Consider the following 21361-nt stretch of genomic DNA (forward strand, 5'->3'; position numbering starts at 1 on the left):
CACTCTCATCTTTGAGTAAACCCAGCAGTGCTTCAACTACCTGTGGCGAGGCGTTGCCCAACTTGCCCAATGCATAAGCAACAGAGTTACGCACACTCACACTCTCATCTTTGAGAAAACCCAGCAGTGCTTCAACTACCTGTGGCGAGGCGTTGCTTAAGTTGCTCAATGCACAAGCAGCAGAGTAACGCACATTCTGATTCTCATCTTTGAGTAAACCCAGCAGTGCTTCATCTACCTGTGGCGAGGCGTTGCCCAAGTTGCCCAACGCATAAGCAGCAGAGTCACGCACACGCCAACTCTCATCTTTGAGTAAACCCAGCAGTGCTTTAACTAACTGTGGCGAGGCGTTGCCCAAGTTGCCCAACGCATAAGCAGCAAAGTTACGCACACTCTCACTCTCATCTTTGAGTAAACCCAGCAGTGCTTCAACTACCTGTGGCGAGGCGTTGCCCAACTTGCCTAATGCAGAAGCAGCAGAGACACACACATTCATACTCTCATCTTTGAGTAAACCCAGCAGTGCTTCAACTACCTGTAGCGAGGCGTTGCCCAACTTGCCCAATGCAGAAGCAGCAAAGTCACGCACACGCCAACTCTCATCTTTGAGTAAACCCAGCAGTGCTTCAACTACCTGTGGCGAGGCTTTGCCCAAGTTGCCTAATGCTAAAGCAGCAGAGTAACGCACATTCTGATTCTCATCTTTGAGTAAACCCAGCAGTTCTGCCAATACTTCCTGTTGTTCACCTAAAGCTACCCGATATTCTCGCAGTCGCCCTTTACCTATCAAACCTGCTGATGCTTTTAACCATTCTAGTGCTTGAGCTTGAAACTGGGTTTCATTTAAATTGCAAAGAATTTGAAAAACTTGTGATTTAACTTTCTCACCTACTAAGCGAGAATTGCTAACTTCAAGCTCAACTAATCTCTGCAAAATATCTGCGATCAAATTGCCATCAGATAATTTTAAATCTTCTGCTAAACAAGTACCTGCAAATAAAAGATTGCGGTGCAGCCATTCTTCATAAGGAGTTTCTTGTTGGAGAATTGCTTCAATAATTTTTTTCGAGTTATTTTGATTTTGTTGAGCTATTAACAGCAACAACACCTCTCGCCAGTAGGAATTGTGTAGATAATCTCCAATGTGATTTAGTACTTCGTTAAAGTCTCCTGATTGGCGATCGCGTATTTCTTCACCTGCCAAATATTCCTGAAATGTCTTATGCACAAAGGCATATCTATCTTGACCTTGTTCGTTTAATAAACCACAGCGTTCTGTAATATGGTCAACTAAGCGTTTTGCTTCCTCTTGAGCTTGATGTTTTTGAACTTGATAATTACATTCACGAATATATTGGCTTAATTGCGTAATTAGCTCATCTCTATCAATCAGCGTACCGCCTTCTTTATCGCCAGTTTCCCCTTGAGAATGAATCCAGTAAGCGAGGTGTTGCATCAATGTTTTGATATCGTCCAATTGAATATAATTCAGCTTCCGAGACTCAATGCCCTTGTTTTCATCCCAGTTAATCAATAGCGTATCAACTGCCTGTTCATAGAGTTTATGTCGCTGTCTAGGCAAATGTGCGTCATAGCGATGAATCAAAGCAATAATTGTCAGTAGTAAAGGATTGCGTGCTAATAATTTGATGCGTTTTCTGATTGAATTTTGTGGAATATTTTAATTAAAACTTGTAGATTTGGGGTTGTTTTCTCAGTAAAAGGCTTCTGTAATTCTTCTTGAACTCCCGTATCTTTGAAAAAAACCTCTACAAGTTCTCTCGCATCCTTTGGCGTACAGCGAAAAAATAAATGCTTATAATAATCTTGATTAGAATCCCACTTTTCGGCGGATTGTACGCCTGCTTTCAAAGCTTTTTCTAAGTCTGTAGGATTTAATGCACTATTGATTTTCTTAACAATTTCTGGAAATACTGCTTTTCCTACTGAGCCAGCAATAGTTAATAACTCTGCACTCATATTGCTTGGTATATATAGTTTATATACATACTACACGCTTATTAGCTTTGTCAGTCGCTGCGCGAATTTTACAACCGATTCAAGGACGGGATAATCCTGATTACCTGCAACCGTTGCTTTTTCCCATGAACAACAGCAATGAACTTATCCTACTCTTCTAAAAATCCCTAATTCTTCTTGTAAAATGTGCCTGAAAGCTTTGATTTTTCGTTTTTAGTGTTCACTCAGCTTAAGAGGTTGTTGAAAAAGTAGTTGGCTGTGATTTTAATCACATTATTACCCCCCTTAATCCCCCCTTGTAAAGGGGGGAAATAAGAAATCTTGTTCCCTCCCCTTTCCAAGGGGAGGGTTAGGGTGGGGTAAAACTGACGCGGAAAACCAAGTGAGTAAGCTATTTCTGGCGATGCCTACGGCTGGCTACGCCTACGCATTTGTTACTTTGGCGATCGCATTTGTTGCTTTTGCGAACTCATTTGTTACTTTTGCGATCGCATTTGTTATTTCGGCATATTTTAGCCAATAGGCGCTACTTCTGCATATTCCGCTTCATTTGCTCTAACTCATCCTGAGTTTCCCAGCTACGGAACTTCTCTTCTAAGTCATCAAAACCACTAGAAAAATTGCTAGTTTGATTTGACCAGCCAATGGTTTCCGAACGCTGCTGGGTTTGCGCTTTCGCACGGGCTGTTTGTGCTTCGGCAGCTTTAGCTTGCACTTCTTGTCGCCGTTGCTGAATTTTTTTCAGTAATTCTTGAGATTGGTTAATGCGTTCTTTCAGCCCTTGCATGTGTCCCCAGCGCTGATTTCCTTCGCGCAACAGGGCTGCTTCTCGCTCACCCGCCGCCGCTGCCAAATCCTCTCTATTAGCGTTTTTGGCTTTTTGAATGCGGATATGCCAACGCTGAATTTCTTGCGCGGTGGAAAGAATTTCTTCTTGCGATCGCTTCTCTTGTAATTTTAAATCTGCGATTAACTTTAATGTGTCTTCTTCTTGCTCACGCAGCTGTTCTAGCAGCGCCTCTAACTCCAAATGTGGATTGTTACGCAAGAATTCTTCTAAACGGTTTTCTAGAAACCGACTCAAATCATCAAATAATCCCACTGCTAGAACTCCAGAGATCGGGTGCGTGACTATTTTATTGTAGTAGTCAGGTGCACTTCTGGGTGTTAGTTAGATTTCAAAGTTGGGAAGAATGTATTTGGTGAAACTACGCAAATAACCCTGACTTACAAAATAAGGCTTTAATCAGTATGAGTTCTGATTTTCAACCACCACCTAAGAGCTTGTCCATACTAGCTACTGTAGGAGGAGTCGTTACCGCTGCGATCGCGATCGCACTTTTAAATGGTTGGTCTAAGCAACTTTCCAATACTTCTATAAAAAAACCTGAAATATCAACATCCCCAACTGCTTTACAACCAGAGAAACCCCAACCCTCTGTCTTTGGTGTCAAAGATGCTGAAATAGTTGCCAGCCTTGATGCTAAATCCGTAGTTTTGCCAGGTCAACCGATTCCTAAGAATCAATTAACAGTAGCCATAATTCCATACGTTGCTCCTGGAGTTGGAAAATTAACCCCAGAAGAAATGACAACGGCGCGTCAAGCTTGGTCATACTTCCAGCGCAACTGGAACGATGAAACCGGCTTGATCAATTCCGTTGATGGCTTTGCCTCAATAAGTATGTGGGATCAGACAGCAGCGATCGCAGCTTTAGTCAGTGCTAAAGAACTCAATATCGTGCCTGCGGCTGAATTTGAAGCCAAAATGAGCAAAATGTTGAATACACTGGCGTCAATGCCTTTGTATAAAGGAGAACTACCCAACAAGGTTTACAATGCGAAAACTCTCGTACCTGTTAATTATGGTCAACTAGATAAACGGGAAGAAATTGGCTGGTCAGCCATCGATTTAGGAAGAATGGCAATCTGGCTGAAGATTGTCGAGGCAAAGTATCCAGAAATGCGATCGCAAACAGCAGCAGTTTGGAAACACTGGCAAGTCAAGCGTCTGACGACAAATGGCCAAATGTATGGTACTGCTGTCATCAAAGGCAAAGAACAATACAATCAAGAAGGTCGCTTGGGCTATGAGAATTATGCTGCTTATGGTTTGAAGCTTTGGGGCTTGAATGTTAATAAAGCTTTAGATTATCAGTCCCATACTGCCTTTGTCGATCTTTACGGACAGGGAATTCCTTACGACAAACGAGACTATAAAAACTCTGGAGCCAATAACTACGTTCTTAGCGAACCCTATATCTTGGATGGCATCGAAACTGGGTTTCAAGCTTTGCCTAAAGCTTATGCCGATCGGATTTTAGCTGCCCAAGCCGCGCGTTATGAAGCGACAAAACAATTAACCGCCGTCACCGAAGATAACTTAGATCGCGCGCCATACTTTGTTTACAGCAGCCTATTTGTCAACGGAGAACCTTGGGCAACGATCGCGGATACCAGAGAACAGCACAACAATTTGCGATTCCTCAGTGCGAAAGCTGCGATCGGCTGGCATGTGCTTTATAACACTGCTTATACCCGTCAGTTATTTGATTTTGTTCAAGGCAATCTTAAGTCTCAAGATGGCTGGTACAACGGCTTTTATGAGTCTCTGCGTCAGCCGAATAAAACTCTCACTGCTAACAATAATGGTGTAATTCTGGAAAGCTTACTGTATAAGCAAGTTGGGCAGCCACTTACTGTTTGGGCAGGAGTCAGGAGTTATAAGTCAACCGAGAAGACTATAAAAAGACCGTAATACCAATTCAAAATTCACGCATTCAAAATTAGGAAAGGTAGACAGAACAAAGGTTTGGGAATATGTATCTGTCGCATTCTTTTTTTAAATTGGTATAACTTATTTCATGTCCGCGAGCATACTCCTCCTCAATCCTCTATTTGCTACAGTGGGAGACGGGTATTGCCCACTCAAAATAAATCGCAGAAAAAAACCCCTAGCATTTCTACTAGGGGTGAGAAATAATACCATTTCACTTGATGTTTGTCTGAGATGACCCTGTTTGTGCCTCTGCTCTACGCAAGAGGCTGGAGTGTTTCTCAAATATTACAGTAAAAAGCGATCGGGTATAAAATTAGCCAACATTTGCCAAGAGCAATTCTCGTTTTTCTGATTTTTGTACTCTCACTTGAGAGTCATCATCAACATCAATCAGGGCTGTGTCTCCATCTGTAATTTCACCAGATAGCATTGCTTCGGCGAGAGAATCTTCTAAGAGGCGCATAATTGCCCGACGTAATGGCCTAGCACCGTAGCTGGGGTTATAACCTTCTTGTACCACAAGCTCTTTGAAGCGATCGCTAACTTCTAGGATAATTCCCTTTTCTGTCAAGCGGCTAGCAACATCGCGAAGCATAATTTCGGCGATTTGCTTAACTTCATCCTTGGAAAGCTGGGTGAAGACGATAATCTCATCAAGACGGTTCAGGAACTCAGGACGGAAGTAAGCTTTCAATTCCTCATTTACCAAGGTGCGGATGCGGTTATAACTAGCGTCGGCTTGAGTGTCGAAGTCAAAGCCTAAACCACTACCGCCTTTTTCAATCACCTTGGAACCGATGTTAGAAGTCAAAATGATCAGCGTGTTCTTGAAGTCCACTTTCCGACCTTTGGCATCGGTAAGATGACCGTCATCCAAGAGTTGCAGCAGCATATTGAATACATCGGGGTGTGCTTTTTCGATTTCGTCGAATAGCAGCACTGTGTAAGGTTTCCGCCGCACAGCTTCTGTAAGCTGTCCGCCTTCGTCGTATCCTACATAACCAGGAGGCGAACCAATTAGCTTGGCGACGGTGTGACTTTCCATGTATTCGGACATATCTAGCCGAATCATCGAGTCTTCCGCACCGAAGAAGTAGGAAGCTAGTGCTTTCGCCAATTCTGTTTTCCCAACGCCAGTCGGGCCAGAGAAGATAAAGCTCGCAATGGGACGATTGGGATTTTTCAAACCAACGCGGGCGCGACGGATACCGCGAGCTACAGCCGTGACTGCTTGCTCTTGTCCGATGAGCCGCTGATGCAGAGTATCTTCTAAATGCAAGAGCAACTCTGACTCAGATTCAGTGAGTTTGTTGACTGGTACGCCAGTCCAAGAGGCAACGATTTGGGCAATGTCTTCTTCGTCAACTACAGTCGAGTTGACAGGTTGCTCGTTTGCTGTAAAGGTTGCTTGCAGTTGTTCTGCGAGTTTTAACTCTTGGTCGCGCAGTTGTGTAGCTTTGTCAAAATCTTGGACTCTGACTGCTGCTTCTTTCTCTTTGGTAACGCCAGCGAGTTCGCGCTTAAGTTCTTTATTGGGAGAACTTTGGGAGTTCCGCAAACGAACGCGAGAACCAGCTTCATCAATCAAGTCTATTGCCTTATCTGGCAAGAAGCGATCGCTAATATAGCGGTCTGATAATTCTGCGGCGGCCACAAGTGCTGAATCCAAAATTGTGACTTTGTGGTGTTGTTCATAAGCACCGCGCAAGCCGTAGAGAATTTGTACGGTTTCCTCTACCGATGGTTCCCCGACCTGAATCGGTTGGAAACGACGCTCTAGGGCGGCATCGCGCTCAATATGCTTCCGATACTCATCGAGGGTAGTTGCGCCGATGCACTGGAGTTCTCCTCGTGCTAAGGCAGGTTTAAGGATGTTGGCTGCATCCAAGCCACCTTCTGTACCACCAGCGCCAACCAAGGTGTGAATTTCGTCAATCACCAGGATGATATTGCCCACAGTGCGGACTTCTTCCACAACTTTTTTGATGCGTTCTTCAAAATCGCCACGGAAGCGAGTTCCAGCTACCAATGACCCCATATCGAGGCTGATAACTTGCTTGTCTTGTAAGCTTTCAGGAACATCCTGATTGATAATACGTTGAGCTAGACCTTCTGCGATCGCAGTTTTACCAACTCCTGGTTCCCCAATCAACACTGGGTTATTCTTGGTGCGGCGACCGAGAATTTGGATCGCCCGCTCAATTTCTTTCTGGCGACCAACTACGGGGTCAAGTCTGCCTTCTTGGGCTAATTTGGTCAAATTTCTGCCAAACTCTTCCATTGTTAGCGGTTGGGTGCGCTTCTGATTACCACTACCAGCAAAAGCTGGTGCATTTTCACCCAAACGGCGAACTATGGCAGTGCGGACACTCTTGAAGTCAACCCCTAGATTTTGTAATACTTTGGCGGCGACACCTTCACCAGCCTCGGTTAATCCTAAGAGTAAGTGTTCAGTATTGATGTAATTCTGTCCCAAACTATGAGCTTCTTTAAACGATTGCTCGAAGAGGCTTTTTACTTTAGGAGTAAAAGGAATTTCTGGTGGTACAAAGCCAGAACCCCTACCAATAATTTTTTCTACCTCGCGACGTGCATCTTTGAGGGTAACGCCTAATTCAGCTAGCACTTTAGCAGCAACCCCAGTTCCTTCTCCCATCAAACCCAGGAGAATTTGTTCTGTTCCTACAAAGTTGTGTCCCAGGCGACGGGCTTCCTCCTGAGCTAACATAATTACTCTAATGGCTTCGGAAGTGAAGTGTTCAAACATAATGGGTTCTTGCTCCCTCGCTGCTTGGACTTTGGGTGAGATAAAATTCACCCTCATCTAAAGTTTTTTGTATTTTCTTAAGAACAATGTAACTTTATTTAAAGTTAAGTGGCAGTGGTGAGAGCCGTAAGACATCAGGTGTACTTGCCGTCTAGTAGGAGTGCTGAGTGTAGTACGGGGAAAGTCAGAAGTTGCAAAGTTGACAGTTAAACTTTCGGTATTTGACAATTTTCTTTTGTCTGTTCTGTTTTCCACTGTCAGCTAAACTTAAAATTCAGGACTTAGCACTCTAAACTCAGGACTGACAATGACTGAAGCAACGGCTGGGAAAGACCAACAACATCCACTTTATAACCGCGATCGCCCCCTTATTGATATTTTACTCGCTCAAGAGGCAACAGACTATAACTTAGCAGAATTGGCTAGGCTGCGAATGCGTTATCAAGGGTTTCCAGGGGCGAGAGACATTCAAAAAGACCTAGATAAAGTCTTGCAGCAGTGGGGTTTAACCGAAGCCGAGCTTTTTGAGAAAACTCGTCAAATTCACGATTTGGGGGGAATTTACAAAAGCCGTGGCAAGAAAGACGAACAGGATTGGAATTAGTTATGGGGAATTGGGCATTGGGAATTGGGCATTGGGAATTTTGCGATCGCTATCTCGTTTCCAGAACCAGATGAGTTTAGGCAAAATCGATTCTGGCGATCGCTTCCTCAATATAAAAAAATACTGCTTGAACTAGGTAGGATGAAATCTACACAAGCCTTTTAGCTATACATAATGAATATTACTTATTCTATGTATCGATCTCTTCTGCCTACGGACAAACTATAAATAAAGGACAGTCAGCCTTTAGGAAGGTTTTGTTAAATAGGTTGCCCATCAAATCACACAGAATTCCTGGACTTTTTATAGGGAAAACCACAGTCAGGACGGAAGCATAATTTCAAAGACTTAATTTGCATCCCATGACCAAGCTGTGAGAATTTAAGATATCAACACAGGGAAATCTAGTTATGTCTGCGTTGGATATACACATGTAGTTGAGGCTGTCCTGTGTCACTCAATACAGTTCGGTTAAAGGTGAAAGGGTAAAGGGGAAAGGTTTTGAATACATCCTTTCCCCTTTACCCGCAAACCCATTCCCCAGACCAAAGGGAAAGTGAAAAATGCTTATCCGAACCGTATTGCCGTGTCACTCACTAATAATAATTTCGCATCAGTTAAGGGTCTTTCCATCTTGGTGTATTCATTTTTTGACTTGCACCGTTGAAGGTGTTATTGCCTACCTCATAAGCGAGGAATGTATTTTATTACTAAGGATAGTTTTGAGTTGAACCAACTCGTATTTAATATAACAAGTACTGAAGAATCAACTTTGTCAGCGATTAATCTTTCCCCTGCGACCAAGGAGTAATTATGGTTTTAAGTCAATATCAACGTGCTGTAGGCGTATTTACTCATCGGATAGATGCAGAACAGGCAATACATGAGTTGAGAGCTTCTGGCTTGGCAATGGAGAAAGTATCTATACTTGTACAAAATTCAGATCGCAATCATGAGATTGCCGATAATAAAGTTAAAGAGGACACTGGTGATAAAGCTGACGAAGGTGCAACAGTAGGAGGGCTTTCAGGAGGCGCTGTTGGTGGGTTAACTGGTTTATTAGTGGGTCTTGGGACTTTAGCAATCCCTGGAATTGGCCCAATAATGCTGGCTGGGGCAGCGGCAACTGCTTTGGTTACAACCCTTGTTGGCGCAAGTATTGGTGCTGCCACTGGGACTTTTGCTGGTGCATTAGTTGGTTGGGGAATGTCGTCAGAGCAAGCTAGAGCATATAACGAGCGAGTAGAGGAGGGACACTATTTAATAATTGTGGATTGTACATCTTTTGAAATTGCTAAAGTACAAGAAATACTACAGCGTTGGGGTATTGAAGAGTTTGGCATTTACGAGCATCTCAACAGTGAATATGAAACTACAAATTCTCTGACCACAACGACTTCTGCTACTGCCATTCCTAGTAAAATTGGGATGATGTCTAAGTATAGCGTTAGTTGCTTTAATAGCATAGATAATGCTGAAGCGGCAATTAAGGATATGTGTATCGCAGGTTTTTCAGTAAACCAGATTTCCTTAATTTGTAAAGACTTTTCTCAATTGGTTGTGCCAATAGGCATTAATTTAAGTGAACGCTTTGACGCTATGAGGTTAGGAATAGCAGATGAGTGGGCACGCTTTTATAATGAGCAAATAGAGCAAGGCAATTACATACTTATCGTTAGTGGCACAGAGCGCGAGCAAGATATAGCTAGGTCTATTCTGTGCAATTATGGGGTTCAAGAGTCTCAAATTTATGACCCAATGTTAATTCGCTCTTAAAAGCGGCTGCTGTCATGAAAGGGAGCAAACTTATTTAAGTTTTGGAAGATACAGCAGAATTCAGAATGGGCTAAACGCCCCGCTACTGCTAACAGAATTCAGGAGTAAAACACAATACAGTCCAGAATTCGACACCAATAACCCTTAACCCAAGCGTATTGGAGTAAAACACGCTTTATATCTGGGTAACAGATTTAGCTTGTGTAGGTCACCAACTTGAAATCTGCTGTATCAATAAGCAATGGGTTTTGCAGCCTGAAAACTCTACTGTGCAAAGAATCGACACCAATCAACAAAATTATACGGTTTTCAAGGTTATGGCGAGTGGTGTCGATGAGCTTCAATATATTCACCTGACAGTAAAATATCTTACTTAAAATTTTCAACAGTTTGGCTTTGCTCAGGGTCAGCAGTGAGCGAAGCCGAAGGGTCAACCTGTATTGCCTCTTTCCCCGTCTCCAGTTGCTCTCGTTGCTTGCCGTACTCCCGTAGCTGCTTCAAAAGGTTTTCTTGGGATGAGTTCGGGATAGACGGACTAGGAGTTGATTGAAGGTCGGTATCGGTACTTGCAAAATTAGCCGCTGAAGGATTATTTTCGTAGACTGGTAGCGACTTGTCATTAAACATAGCCTGTTGGGTTGGTGCTGGGGTAGGAATTAGATTCTTTGGTTTGCTCACAGCAGCTTTTACCGAATCTAGAGTAGTAGCAACTTGCACTTGTTGCTGCATCTGTTGTGTAGAAGATACTAAACCACTTAAACCATTCACCAATTGCCGCAGATTTTTACGGAAATTGGGATCGCCTGTCAATTCATCTAAATCAGATGTAATTTTTTGGGTATTTTCAAAGGTTACTCGTGCTGAATCTAAAGTTTGTTGCAGCAACACCGCATTCTTGGGATCGTTTAAGCCTTTAGAAGCATCACGTAAATTAGCAGAGGCTTGGGCGGCATTTGCTGAGAGCGTTTCTAAATTGTTGAGTAATTGTCCTTGAGTCAATCGATTGACAGCTGGTGATAAGCTACTGACTGTAACACGCAATTGGTTGCTGGTTTCGGTGATATTGTTCAACGCACCAACCAGTGTTGACCGATTTGTTGTCACCAAATTATCCAGGTTGTTCAGCAATCGATTTGCTTGAGTTGCAGTTGCACCGAATTTATTTACTGTTTGATTTGCGGATGCATTAAGTTGGTTTGTCGCCCGTTGCACTGAATTAGCCGTAGCAGAAAAGGTATTAAGTTGTAGTTGTAAGCTTTTGGTCAAACCTTGTAAATCCTGACTTAGCTCAGTAAAACTGGATGCTGCGCCTGTGGTAGTTTCTAGAACCCTATTGACATTTCTATAAAATTTTGGATCGTTGTATGCACCAGCTAGCTCAGTTGAACTGCGAATTAGTGCATCAACACTAATGCCAACCTGACCTTTTAACCGAGAGCCATTACAGACTATGAGACTGGTATCACAACTTTTATCTAGGGGTTTAGCAAGTACAGCCCCAGGAGGTAAGGTTGTTCTTGGTGTAATGTCAATAATACTTTCGCTAATTAATCCGCTTTGATTAGCTTCCACCACTACATTACGGGGAATAATTAAGTCAGTTTGGGCAATTTCAATCACTACATCAATAGCATTTGCCCCTGGTCGAACCTGGGAAATAGTTCCTACCTTAACGCCACGATAGCGAACTGCTGCTCCCTTTTGCATTCCGCCAGCGTTGGCAAATTCTACAATAATTTTGTATGAACGGCCAGCAGCAGTGAATCTATTTAACCACAGAAAGAGTAATCCAAATACCCCTAGTCCTAGCAGGAGTAATAACCCCACAGAACCTTCTCTAAATGTTCGCCCAGACGCGAAGCGACTTGTCATAAGACCTCGCATTTTTTTGCCTCCACCAACAACCAATAACCAATTAGGAGTTAAAAGTTAGGAGTTAGTAGTTAAATTTAACTTTTTACTCCTGGCTTTTAAGTTTCTAGCCGGCGACTTTAATCGGGCCTTGAACACTTCCACTGATAAATTGTCTGATCAAGGGATCTTCTGTGTTGTATATTTCACTAACTGTACCTTGCCACTGCACTTTACCTTCATAGAGAAATATAAGTCTATCAGATGTACGACGGATAGTGCTGTCTTGGTGGGTAACAACAGCATAAGTACTACAAACTCCATGTAAACATTGCAAGTAACGGATTAAATCTTCGATGACTGTCGAGGCAATGGGATCGAGTCCAGCTGTTGGTTCGTCGTATAGTAGAACTTCTGGCCCTTCATTGGGATTATCAGGGTTAGACATAATCGCACGGGCAAAACTTACCCGTTTGCGCATTCCCCCGGAAAGTTCGGCTGGGTAGAGGTCGCCTATTTCTGGCAAACCTACCATCTCCAATTTTTCGTTTACCAAATCTCGGATGCGCGATCGCCGCAGCTTTGAATTTTGATAAAGTAAAAATCCCACATTCTCTTCCACTGTCAGCGAATCGAATAGCGCCGCCTGCTGAAACACCATACCAATGCCAATTTGCTGGCCGCCATCCTCAATCAAACCCTCTCGCCGCACTCCTTGCACATAAATTTCTCCTTCATCAGGACTAAGTAACCCCGCTATTACTCGTAAGATAGTTGATTTCCCAGTCCCTGATGGCCCAATAATACCCAGTGCTTCTCCCCGGTAAATGGTCAAGTCTACATTATCTAGAACTTTATGGCTACCAAAGGACTTAGAAACACCTTTCAGTTCAATCAATGGTTCAGTCATTAGTTATTTAGTCACTTGTACTGAGCGACTCGTGCCGAGCGGAGCCGAGGTAAGCCGAAGTATTGGTCATCGATCGTTGGTCATTAGTCAGTAGAAAATAAACAAATGACTACTGAGAACTAACAAAGGACAAATATGCCCAATAGTGATTTGATGGTGATTGGTAGGACATTGTATAGTGTATTATAAGTACATAATTAGCATTCTGATTAGAGTCAACTTTATTTTTTTAGCATAATATTTAGTTACTGACGATGTTTATCGTCTCAAAATACCCTCAATGCAAGGCTGAGGAAGACACCGTAGTAATTAAACATCTCAGTGATGTGAAAAAAAGATTTCAGTTTTCTGTAGACATCAGCAAAGTCATTTAGATATTATTAATATCCTGCTTAACTTTATAACGATTCAGGTTGATACAAAATATAAAAATCAAATTTAAGTTGTGAAAATCAAAAGGTTCAGACTTGCTATTTTTTATATAAGTCACAAACCTTGTTTTTCATTAATTATGAACTATGGTTATCAAAAAATGAGCTTCCTGCTATCCAAAGTTATTGTACTTAGCAGAATTATTAAATAATTGGAAAGATTAATAGTGTTACTCACCAATGGATTTGGCAAAGTCAAAAATTATTTACTAAAATTGTAACAATTAGTTAAAAATCAAAATAAAAATTATGAGTAGCCAATTAGAACAGTTTGCAAGTGATAATTCCTCTGGTATTTGTCCTGAAGCACTGGAATATATGATTAGGGCAAATCAAGGTAGTGTTCCAGCTTATGGAAATGATGAATGGACTCAAAAAGCAACAGATTATTTTCGGGATCTCTTTGAAATTGATTGTGAAGTATTTTTTACCTTTAACGGTACAGCCGCAAATTCTTTATCTTTAGCTGCTCTTTGTCAGTCATATCATAGCGTCATTTGCCATGAGACATCTCACATAGAAACAGATGAATGTGGCGCACCGGAATTTGCATCTAATGGTTCTAAATTGTTACTTGCTCACGGTAAGAATGGCAAATTAACATCAGAGTCTATAGAGTCAATTGTCACCAAACGTACTGACATTCATTATCCCAAACCTAAAGTTATTAGCATTACACAATCAACTGAATTAGGGACTTTATATTCTATTGAAGAACTTTTAAGTATTAAAGAAGTTGCAAACAAATATAACTTAAAACTTCACATGGATGGCGCTCGTTTTGCCAATGCAGTTGCCGCTATGAATAAAAGTCCTGCTGAAATTACTTGGAAAACTGGAGTGGATGTGTTGTGTTTTTGTGGTACCAAGAATGGAATGGCATTAGGTGAAGCTATTCTTTTCTTCAATAAAGCGCTAGCAGAAGATTTTGATTATCGATGCAAGCAAGCAGGCCAGCTAGCTTCAAAAATGCGATTTATTTCGGCTCCTTGGTTGGGTTTATTAGAAACTGGTGCTTGGCTAAAAAATGCTAGACATGCCAATCAATGTGCTGAATACTTAGAAAATCAACTATTAAACATAGAAGGTGTTGACTTGATGTTTCCTAGACAAGCCAACGCTGTATTTGTAAAATTACCTGAAGAAGTCATTCACAGTTTAAAAGCCAAAAACTGGCAGTTTTATACATTTATTGGTGTGGGAGGAGTACGTTTTATGTGTTCTTGGAACACTACTCAATCAAGGATTGATGAGTTGATTGGTGATATTAAAAACGCAACAAGAAATGGCTAAAAGGGGAAGGTGGGGCCCCCTCTGGGGATAAGGGGCGGGGGTAAAGGGGAAAGGGATAGAATTAATTTTCCCCTTACCCTTTAACGTTTCCCCAATATGTTGCAAAATTTACTTTTGAAATATGTCTTATAAGTAATCAAGCAGACATAATATTACTTATTGACAAAAATTAAATATGGAAAATCTCAAACAATGAAATAAGTACAGTAATCCTAAAATTTAATACGATTCAGTTAAGGGTCATTGGTGTAAATAATTGGTCTTTCAAGACGCGATAAATCGCGTCTTGAAATGAGGGTTTTATTGCTCATTTTCAACTGTATTATCCTAAAATTGCAAATTGTTTCAGTTGATTATAACTGATAGTGTTAGCGCTTACTTGGTATATAACTTCAACTGCAATTTTGATTGTTGCCACAAGCCTAAATGCTTATTCTTAGCATTAGCTTCTGCAATTAAAAATTGGGTTTTGCTCTCATAGCAATTTTGTAAAGATTCTTGATCAACGACGGCATTACCTGACTCTACGAGAAGAAGATTTACTGACCGATTATCTACAAACACTTCACCTGCTGGACGAGCACTTTTAAGTTGTTCTGTGGTTCTAATCACAACAGGAGTTTGAAGTGGTAATAGCTGTTTTAGCCTTTGTGTTGCTGCTAAACCATAGCGCTTGTCAGTTGCCTCTGGTGCATTAATACACGCTAACTTGACTATAGTTGTTTGTCCTGCATTATCTTTAACCAAAATAGTGTTTCCGTCTGTAACACCAACTACTGTACCTAGCACCAACATTAGTTGCAGTAATTCCATCATTTTATATATAATATTTTATGCACAAATAGAATTTTATTTCGGTGCTTAGGTTACTAGTGTGATTTAGCTCACAAGTTGCAAATAAAAATAAAATTAAAAGCAAAGTTAATAAATATTATGATTGCTAAAAACTGACGTTTATATCAATCAAAACTTCATTTAATGACCACAGTTAATTGAACACTCACAGTAGTTTCGGTCAAGAGGTTAGAAGAGATTAACAGTTCCCCATTATGAGCATTGACTCTTTTCAAAGTCAACTCCACAGATTTACAAATTATCATTGTATTTGAAGAGTTTTAACTTCTAAATCCTAATTTTGTTTGTATGCCAGAACAACAGCAGTGGACTATAACAGCAACTGAACAACCACCAGAGTGGTTTATCCAAGCAGTGAAACAGTATACACCTGCCTCAAGTGGACTGTATGCAGCGCAGTTGTTGTGGCAACGGGGTATTAAAGATCGTCAACAATTAACAGCTTTTATCAACTATAAAGCTTATCAACCAGCAAGTCCCTTCGAGTTTGGGCAAGAAATGCATCTGGCGATCGCACGGTTGCGACAAGCATATAATACTAAAGAAAAAATTGCCATTTGGGGAGATTTCGATGCTGATGGCATTACCTCTACATCGGTACTTTGGGATGGATTGGGGCAGTTTTTTGCTCAAAATACTCAGTTAGTTTACTACATTCCCAATCGTCTGAAAGAATCCCACGGACTTAATAATCAAGGGATTGATAACTTAGCAAAAGAAGGTTGCAAATTAATAGTTACTTGCGATACAGGTAGCACAAACATTGAAGAAATTATCTATGCCAAACAGCTAGGTATAGATGTAATAGTTACAGACCATCACACTTTACCAGCCGAACGCCCACCCGTCGCAGCGATTATCAATCCCCGTTATTTTCCAAAGGAACATCAGTTATTTAATCTTTCTGGGGTGGCGGTAGCTTATAAGTTGGTGGAAGCGCTATATCAAAGTCTGCCCAATGTTGCTAAATATCCGTTAGAGGATTTATTAGATTTAGTTGCAGTTGGATTAATTGCTGACTTAGTGCAATTAAGTGGAGATTGCCGCTACTTGGCACAGATGGGAATTCAACGACTGCAAGAAGATTTTAAACAGCCAGCAGCAGCGCGACGGCGGCCAGGGGTGGGAAGATTATTAGAATTGTGCCAGAAAAGTGGCGATCGCCCCACAGATATTTCTTTTGGTTTGGGGCCGAGAATTAACGCCGTTAGTCGCATCCAAGGTGATGCCAGTTTTTGCGTGGAATTATTAACTAGTCGGGATGTCAAACGTTGTAACGAACTAGCCGAAGTTACAGAACTCGCCAACGCCCGCCGCAAATCTTTACAAAAAGATGTGCAGGCACAAGTAGCGCAAAAACTTACTCAATTAGACTTATCAACCACCAGCGTCATTGTCTTAGAAGATGCCCAATGGCCTGCGGGTGTATTGGGCTTAGTTGCGGGACAGGTAGCACAAGAAACTGGACGCCCGACGATTTTGTTGAGTACGGAAGGGGCAGGGGAAGCAGGGGAGCAGGGGAGCAGGGGAGCAGGGGAAGCAGGGGGAGAAATTACTTCTTTATCTTCTAACTCAGAACTCAGAACTCAGAACTCAGAACTCATCTTAGCTCGTGGTTCCGCTCGTTCGGTGAATTCTGTCGATTTATACCAGCTGGTGAAAGAGCAAGCACATTTGTTACATCGCTTTGGGGGACATCCCTTTGCAGCTGGTTTGAGTTTGTTGGTGGAGAATATTCCTTTATTTACAGCAGCGATTAATCAGCAGTTGCGGCAATCTTTAGGTAGTACAACTCTAACGCCAACCGTGCAAGCAGACTTGACGGTAACAGTAGCCGACTTGGGGAAAGAGTTATTTTTGGAACTGAAACTGTTAGAACCTTGTGGAATGGGTAATCCTGTTCCGAAATTGCTAATTCAAAACTGCTGGTTTGAAAATTCTTGGCATCGCAATCAGCAGGATTGGCAGGGGAAAAAGGTACAGTACATTAAAGCTGAGTTTGATATTCGGGATGACTCTACCAGAAATGCTTTTCCTGGTTTATGGTGGGGACACTACAAAGATGAATTGCCTATAGGAAGATGTGATTGCATAGCAGAACTAGACTACAACACCTTCAAAAAACGTTATGAAATCAGATTGATTGCCGTGCGTTCTTCTGCTAACTCAGCACTCAACACTCAGCTATCGCTAACACCCTTCATCCTAGACTTACGGAATCAGGAACACTCAGCAACTCAACATTCAGGACTAATTATTGAAGATTGTCCCACGAATTGGGATGATTTACGTATGTGGTTGCGGCGATGTTTGGCAATCAGCCGCTCTACGTCTGGGCTTGAGAATCAGCAACAATTAGCGATCGCTTGGTCTAAACCTAAGCATCAACCACCCAATCAAATTTGGCTGACTCTTGTCGGAATTGCCAAATATCTCAGTCGCACAAATCAACTAGTTACCCGCAGACAACTTTTAGAGAAAATTGGCATCAGCGATCAAACCTTACTTGTCGGCATCAAAACTTTAAAATACTTAGGGTTCACAGTTCAACGACAAGACCGTTCTTTACAAATTAGTTGGAATCCAAACGATAGTGCCGAAAACCTTGCTGAGGAAGCAGTTGCACGATTTTTAGCTGCTGTTCGAGAAGAACAATTTCAGCAACAGTATTTTGCGGAAGTTCCTTTATCTACGATTGTGGCGATCGCCAGCTATGACAGTAAATAATTTAAAGGGTTTATAGCGTTCGCTACACAGCCTCTTTCCCTCTGCTCCTCGGTCACTGAGCGTAGCCGTTGGCGAAGCCTCTCGTAGAGAAGTGCTGCTCCCCTGCCCCGGTTACTGAGCGGAGTCGAAGTATGCCCCCCTGCTCCCCTGCGGTCTAAATGATAAGTCTTCAGCAGGACACTATATGAGTCCTATCGGGTGTCATCCCTGAAGTTACAGAGGTGTACCAGAAGGCTGTTGCAACCTATTGTTACTGTTAACAGTTTTTGTTTCTACAAAACTTTCTCGACCTGTAATCAATCTAGAGCGGCGATTACGAGTAATATAATTCCATCCCCACTGAATTGCTACTACTACTTTAGTGTCAAACTCGATTAAGAAGTAGATGTGAATTACTAGCCAAAAGAGCCAAGCAATGAAACCTTTGAGTTTGACTAAGCCTAAATCTACAACAGCTAAATTTTGCCCAATCATCGCCAAAGTACCCACGTCATTGTAACGAAATTGTGGCAAAGTCTCACCTTGCAACCTGCGTTTAATGAGTTTAGCTACATACTCTCCTTGTTGTTTGGCTACAGGTGCAACACCAGGTAAGGGTTTACCATTTTGATGGGAAAAGTTGCCTAAATCTCCCACTACAAAAATGTTGTTATAACCCTTGATAGACAAGTCCGGTTCTACAATCACACGTCCGTCGCGATCGCACTCTACACCTGTACTTTTTGCTAGGGCTTTCCCCATAGGCGAACCTTGAACACCTGCTGCCCACAAGATAGTTTTTGAGGTAATTTCTGTCAATTCATCGCCTCGCTTGAAAGTAACGATGTTACCTTCAATATTTGTCACTCTGGTGTTGGTGTAGACAGCCACACCCAACTTTTGCAAAGATTCTGCTGCTACTTTCGATAATTCTGGTGAAATGTGTGGGAGGATGCGAGCGCCACCTTGCAATAGTACAATTCTCGCTTCTGAAGTATTGATGCTGCGGAAATCTTCTGTGAGAGTTTGGTATGCTAATTCTGCGATCGCGCCGGATAATTCTACACCTGTGGGCCCGCCCCCCACAATCACAAAAGTCAACAAAGCACGGCGTTTTTCTGGATCGGTTTCTTTTTCTGCCGCTTCAAATGCCGAAAATATCTGGCGACGCATTTCTATAGCATCTTCAACAGTTTTCAAGCCAGGAGCAAATTCTTTCCAGTTATCTTTACCAAAATAGGAATGGTTAACACCTGTGGCGACAATCAATGTGTCATAAGGTACTACTTCATCACCCAAAATAACTTGTTGTGCTTTTGGATCGATATCATTTACCTTTCCCAACAACACTTTTGTATTCTTGCTTTTGCTGAATACAGATCGCAATGGTGCAGAAATATCAGCAGGTGATAGCGTACCTGTGGCAACTTGATATAAAAGCGGCTGAAATAGGTGAAAGTTACGTTTATCAATGAGAGTAACATTTACATTTGCTTTCTTCAAAGCTTTTGCTGTATACAGTCCACCAAAGCCGCCACCAACAATAACAACCCGATGTGGTGCATTCTTTTCAAGTGAGACTTCCATAAGAAATATTTCCTTGTGTTAAGAAGTTGTAACTATTCTTAACAAAGATGTAACAGCATTATGATAGTGGTTGCTGTCTATTTAGAACAATTGAAAAAATGATGAAAGTAGTCAAAGTTAGTTTTTATATCAAGTCCGGCTAATTTAGTTATGATTCCCACAGTCATCGCACCCCACCCCCAACCCCTCCCCGCTTGCGGGGAGGGGTTGGGGGTGGGGTTGATCGAGCCGCTCAAAATGTGCTTTGAATAATTCCGCCATCTACCTGTAGCATGACTCCGTTCACAAATGAGGCTGCTGGTGAACTCAGAAATACCGCAACATTGGCAAACTCTTCTGGTGTTCCGATACGACCCAAAGGGACTGTCCCATTGATTCTAGCAATTTCTGCTTCTTTCGTTTCACGACTTTTAGCAATGCGGGCATTGAGCAATTCTTCTACCCGTTCTGTATATGTCCAGCCTGGTAGAATACTGTTGACGCGAATTTTATCGCTACCCAGTTCTTGGCTGAGAGTTTTCGTTAAACCAATCACTGCTAATCGAATGGAATTAGATAAAACCAGATTTTCGGCTGGTTGTTTAGTTGAGGTTGAGGTGATGGTCAAAATTGCTGGTGCGGTAGATTGGCGTAAGTGAGGTAAAGCGTATTTTACCAGACGTACCGCACTCAACAAAGTCAAGTCGATCGAAGTTTCCCAAGTTGCCAAATCAATATCATCAAAACTAAAGTTTTTATTTCCGAAAATCGCCAGCTTTCTGATTTCCAAAAATCCACTAAAATGTCAACGATAAAATCGCTAGTTACTTTGGATTCTGTGAAATACAAAAATAGCTCGTCAAGCTCTGGAAGAAAGATACCATAAGGCGCGTTTCCTTCAATAACTTTTTCAATGAATCTGTTTATTGTATTGACACCTCAAACATCCCAAAATCGAATCATCATTCAATTTACTACAACTTGGGGTGGGAGAGGCTGCCAACGGCAGCCTCTCCCACCCCCCTAACAATGATTATCATTTTTATTATCTATATATTTTATTTTCTGGAAGTCCCTAACACCATTTCTGCTTCTGAAAACGCAACTGTTTTGTAAATTAACTAAGTGTTTTTGTATACAAATATTGTAAATGCCAATTACTACTTTTGAAGTATTAATTTATTGAAAAACTAAGACTATTGGAAGAGTAAAAGTAATTTTTTTTTAACTAAAACTCTAAGCAATAGAAGAGTTAAGACAAATCAATTTGTCCCAAGTTTGATAATTAAAACACATATACCAACCACAAGAGGTAATGGTCATGAGTACAGTCATGAACCAACGGATCAACGTTGAAAAGACTTTAACCATTAACAAACCAGTAGAGGAACTTTATCGCTTTTGGCGTAACTTTGATAACTTGCCACGCTTTATCAAGCATCTCAAAGAGGTGAGGCTATACGACGAGAAGCGATCGCACTGGATTAGCAAAGGATTCTTAAATGAAAGCGTTGAGTGGGATGTAGTCATTACCGAAGACCGAGAAAACGAATTGATTGCCTGGACTTCGGTTGAAGGCGCAGCAATTGAAACCTCTGGTCGCGTCCACTTCAAGCCAGCACCTGGGAATCGTGGCACTGAGGTAAAAACAGTCCGAGAATTTACCCCGCCTGGGGGTGCGATTGGGGCTGCGTTGGCGAAGCCCGTCGCAGACATCGCTAAATTATTTGGCGAAGACCCAGAACAGCAAATCGGAGATGATTTACGCCGCTTAAAAATGATGATGGAAGCAGGCGAGATTGCCACCACAGAGGGACAACCAAGAGGGAAATAGTTACTTGTCC

Annotated in this window: 17 protein-coding genes and 1 pseudogene; 8 read left to right on the forward strand and 10 right to left on the reverse strand. The window is 41.9% G+C overall.

Annotated features, from left to right (window positions below):
- The coding region (locus tag RMZ42_RS13725) for a HEAT repeat domain-containing protein (protein ID WP_322671918.1) at positions 1-1606 on the reverse strand (1606 nt) is incomplete at its 3' end.
- Between the two features lie 32 nt (positions 1607-1638).
- On the reverse strand, positions 1639-1980 hold the full coding sequence (locus RMZ42_RS13730) for a hypothetical protein (protein WP_322671919.1): 342 nt from the start codon (positions 1978-1980) through the stop codon (positions 1639-1641).
- A 382-nt stretch (positions 1981-2362) separates the two neighbouring features.
- Here RMZ42_RS13730 and RMZ42_RS13735 point away from each other — a divergent pair, with 382 nt between their 5' ends.
- The gene (locus RMZ42_RS13735; protein ID WP_322671920.1) at positions 2363-2503 is read left to right on the forward strand and encodes a hypothetical protein; all 141 of its coding nucleotides are present in this window, start codon (positions 2363-2365) and stop codon (positions 2501-2503) included.
- 3 nt (positions 2504-2506) lie between these two features.
- On the opposite strand, the gene RMZ42_RS13740 is transcribed toward RMZ42_RS13735, so the two are convergent.
- A complete protein-coding gene (locus RMZ42_RS13740; protein WP_322671921.1) occupies positions 2507-3082 on the reverse strand; it encodes a TIGR04376 family protein in 576 nt (191 codons plus the stop codon).
- A gap of 149 nt (positions 3083-3231) precedes the next feature.
- Here RMZ42_RS13740 and RMZ42_RS13745 point away from each other — a divergent pair, with 149 nt between their 5' ends.
- Positions 3232-4737 carry a DUF3131 domain-containing protein gene (locus RMZ42_RS13745; RefSeq protein WP_322671922.1) on the forward strand — a complete coding sequence of 502 codons (1506 nt, stop codon included), beginning with the start codon at positions 3232-3234 and terminating at the stop codon, positions 4735-4737.
- A gap of 334 nt (positions 4738-5071) precedes the next feature.
- On the opposite strand, the gene RMZ42_RS13750 is transcribed toward RMZ42_RS13745, so the two are convergent.
- Positions 5072-7525, reverse strand: a complete 2454-nt coding sequence (locus RMZ42_RS13750) for an ATP-dependent Clp protease ATP-binding subunit (RefSeq protein ID WP_322671962.1) — start codon at positions 7523-7525, stop codon at positions 5072-5074.
- A 307-nt stretch (positions 7526-7832) separates the two neighbouring features.
- Here RMZ42_RS13750 and RMZ42_RS13755 point away from each other — a divergent pair, with 307 nt between their 5' ends.
- The 3 genes from RMZ42_RS13755 (at position 7833) to RMZ42_RS13765 (ending at position 9905) form a co-directional block, all read left to right on the forward strand.
- Positions 7833-8129 (forward strand): DUF3288 family protein, encoded by a 297-nt coding sequence (locus tag RMZ42_RS13755; RefSeq protein ID WP_094353136.1) that lies wholly within the window; start codon positions 7833-7835, stop codon positions 8127-8129.
- A gap of 24 nt (positions 8130-8153) precedes the next feature.
- Positions 8154-8294, forward strand: a complete 141-nt coding sequence (locus RMZ42_RS13760; RefSeq protein ID WP_322671923.1) for a hypothetical protein — start codon at positions 8154-8156, stop codon at positions 8292-8294.
- 648 nt (positions 8295-8942) lie between these two features.
- Positions 8943-9905 carry a hypothetical protein gene (locus RMZ42_RS13765; protein ID WP_322671924.1) on the forward strand — a complete coding sequence of 321 codons (963 nt, stop codon included), beginning with the start codon at positions 8943-8945 and terminating at the stop codon, positions 9903-9905.
- Positions 9906-10274: 369 nt separating this feature from the next.
- Here the strand turns inward: RMZ42_RS13765 and RMZ42_RS13770 are convergent, their stop codons facing one another.
- Complete coding sequence (locus RMZ42_RS13770; RefSeq protein WP_322671925.1) at positions 10275-11789, reverse strand: MlaD family protein; 1515 nt, start codon at positions 11787-11789, stop codon at positions 10275-10277.
- Positions 11790-11883: 94 nt separating this feature from the next.
- A complete protein-coding gene (locus RMZ42_RS13775) occupies positions 11884-12666 on the reverse strand; it encodes an ABC transporter ATP-binding protein (protein ID WP_322671926.1) in 783 nt (260 codons plus the stop codon).
- Positions 12667-13346: 680 nt separating this feature from the next.
- Between RMZ42_RS13775 and RMZ42_RS13780 the strand changes: the two genes are divergently transcribed.
- A complete protein-coding gene (locus RMZ42_RS13780) occupies positions 13347-14390 on the forward strand; it encodes a low specificity L-threonine aldolase (protein ID WP_322671927.1) in 1044 nt (347 codons plus the stop codon).
- Between the two features lie 375 nt (positions 14391-14765).
- Here the strand turns inward: RMZ42_RS13780 and RMZ42_RS13785 are convergent, their stop codons facing one another.
- Positions 14766-15206: a thermonuclease family protein gene (locus RMZ42_RS13785; RefSeq protein WP_322671928.1), complete on the reverse strand. Its 441-nt coding sequence runs from the start codon at positions 15204-15206 to the stop codon at positions 14766-14768.
- 327 nt (positions 15207-15533) lie between these two features.
- Here RMZ42_RS13785 and RMZ42_RS13790 point away from each other — a divergent pair, with 327 nt between their 5' ends.
- Positions 15534-17972 (forward strand): single-stranded-DNA-specific exonuclease RecJ, encoded by a 2439-nt coding sequence (locus RMZ42_RS13790; protein WP_322671929.1) that lies wholly within the window; start codon positions 15534-15536, stop codon positions 17970-17972.
- Positions 17973-18185: 213 nt separating this feature from the next.
- Here the strand turns inward: RMZ42_RS13790 and RMZ42_RS13795 are convergent, their stop codons facing one another.
- The 3 genes and pseudogenes from RMZ42_RS13795 to RMZ42_RS13805 all read right to left on the reverse strand — a co-directional run.
- The gene (locus RMZ42_RS13795) at positions 18186-19538 is read right to left on the reverse strand and encodes an NAD(P)/FAD-dependent oxidoreductase (RefSeq protein ID WP_322671930.1); all 1353 of its coding nucleotides are present in this window, start codon (positions 19536-19538) and stop codon (positions 18186-18188) included.
- A 232-nt stretch (positions 19539-19770) separates the two neighbouring features.
- A complete protein-coding gene (locus RMZ42_RS13800; RefSeq protein WP_322671931.1) occupies positions 19771-20307 on the reverse strand; it encodes an SDR family oxidoreductase in 537 nt (178 codons plus the stop codon).
- Positions 20259-20405, reverse strand: a pseudogene (locus RMZ42_RS13805) (ISAzo13-like element transposase-related protein); the annotation flags it as partial. The gene RMZ42_RS13800 and the pseudogene RMZ42_RS13805, both read right to left, overlap by 49 nt.
- A gap of 433 nt (positions 20406-20838) precedes the next feature.
- Here RMZ42_RS13805 and RMZ42_RS13810 point away from each other — a divergent pair.
- Positions 20839-21351: an SRPBCC family protein gene (locus RMZ42_RS13810; protein ID WP_322671932.1), complete on the forward strand. Its 513-nt coding sequence runs from the start codon at positions 20839-20841 to the stop codon at positions 21349-21351.
- The last annotated feature ends 10 nt before the right edge of the window (positions 21352-21361 follow it).

It is taken from the genome of Nostoc sp. DedQUE05 (assembly GCF_034530955.1).
Lineage (GTDB): Bacteria > Cyanobacteriota > Cyanobacteriia > Cyanobacteriales > Nostocaceae > Nostoc.

Bases quoted from the DNA above. Each gene is read 5' to 3' on its own strand.
- RMZ42_RS13730 (WP_322671919.1), bottom strand. From the start codon at position 1,980: ATGAGTGCAGAGTTATTAACTATTGCTGGCTCAGTAGGAAAAGCAGTA.
- RMZ42_RS13745 (WP_322671922.1), top strand. From the start codon at position 3,232: ATGAGTTCTGATTTTCAACCACCACCTAAGAGCTTGTCCATACTAGCT.
- RMZ42_RS13750 (WP_322671962.1), bottom strand. From the start codon at position 7,525: ATGTTTGAACACTTCACTTCCGAAGCCATTAGAGTAATTATGTTAGCT.
- RMZ42_RS13755 (WP_094353136.1), top strand. From the start codon at position 7,833: ATGACTGAAGCAACGGCTGGGAAAGACCAACAACATCCACTTTATAAC.
- RMZ42_RS13765 (WP_322671924.1), top strand. From the start codon at position 8,943: ATGGTTTTAAGTCAATATCAACGTGCTGTAGGCGTATTTACTCATCGG.
- RMZ42_RS13770 (WP_322671925.1), bottom strand. From the start codon at position 11,789: ATGCGAGGTCTTATGACAAGTCGCTTCGCGTCTGGGCGAACATTTAGA.
- RMZ42_RS13775 (WP_322671926.1), bottom strand. From the start codon at position 12,666: ATGACTGAACCATTGATTGAACTGAAAGGTGTTTCTAAGTCCTTTGGT.
- RMZ42_RS13780 (WP_322671927.1), top strand. From the start codon at position 13,347: ATGAGTAGCCAATTAGAACAGTTTGCAAGTGATAATTCCTCTGGTATT.
- RMZ42_RS13785 (WP_322671928.1), bottom strand. From the start codon at position 15,206: ATGATGGAATTACTGCAACTAATGTTGGTGCTAGGTACAGTAGTTGGT.
- RMZ42_RS13790 (WP_322671929.1), top strand. From the start codon at position 15,534: ATGCCAGAACAACAGCAGTGGACTATAACAGCAACTGAACAACCACCA.
- RMZ42_RS13795 (WP_322671930.1), bottom strand. From the start codon at position 19,538: ATGGAAGTCTCACTTGAAAAGAATGCACCACATCGGGTTGTTATTGTT.
- RMZ42_RS13810 (WP_322671932.1), top strand. From the start codon at position 20,839: ATGAGTACAGTCATGAACCAACGGATCAACGTTGAAAAGACTTTAACC.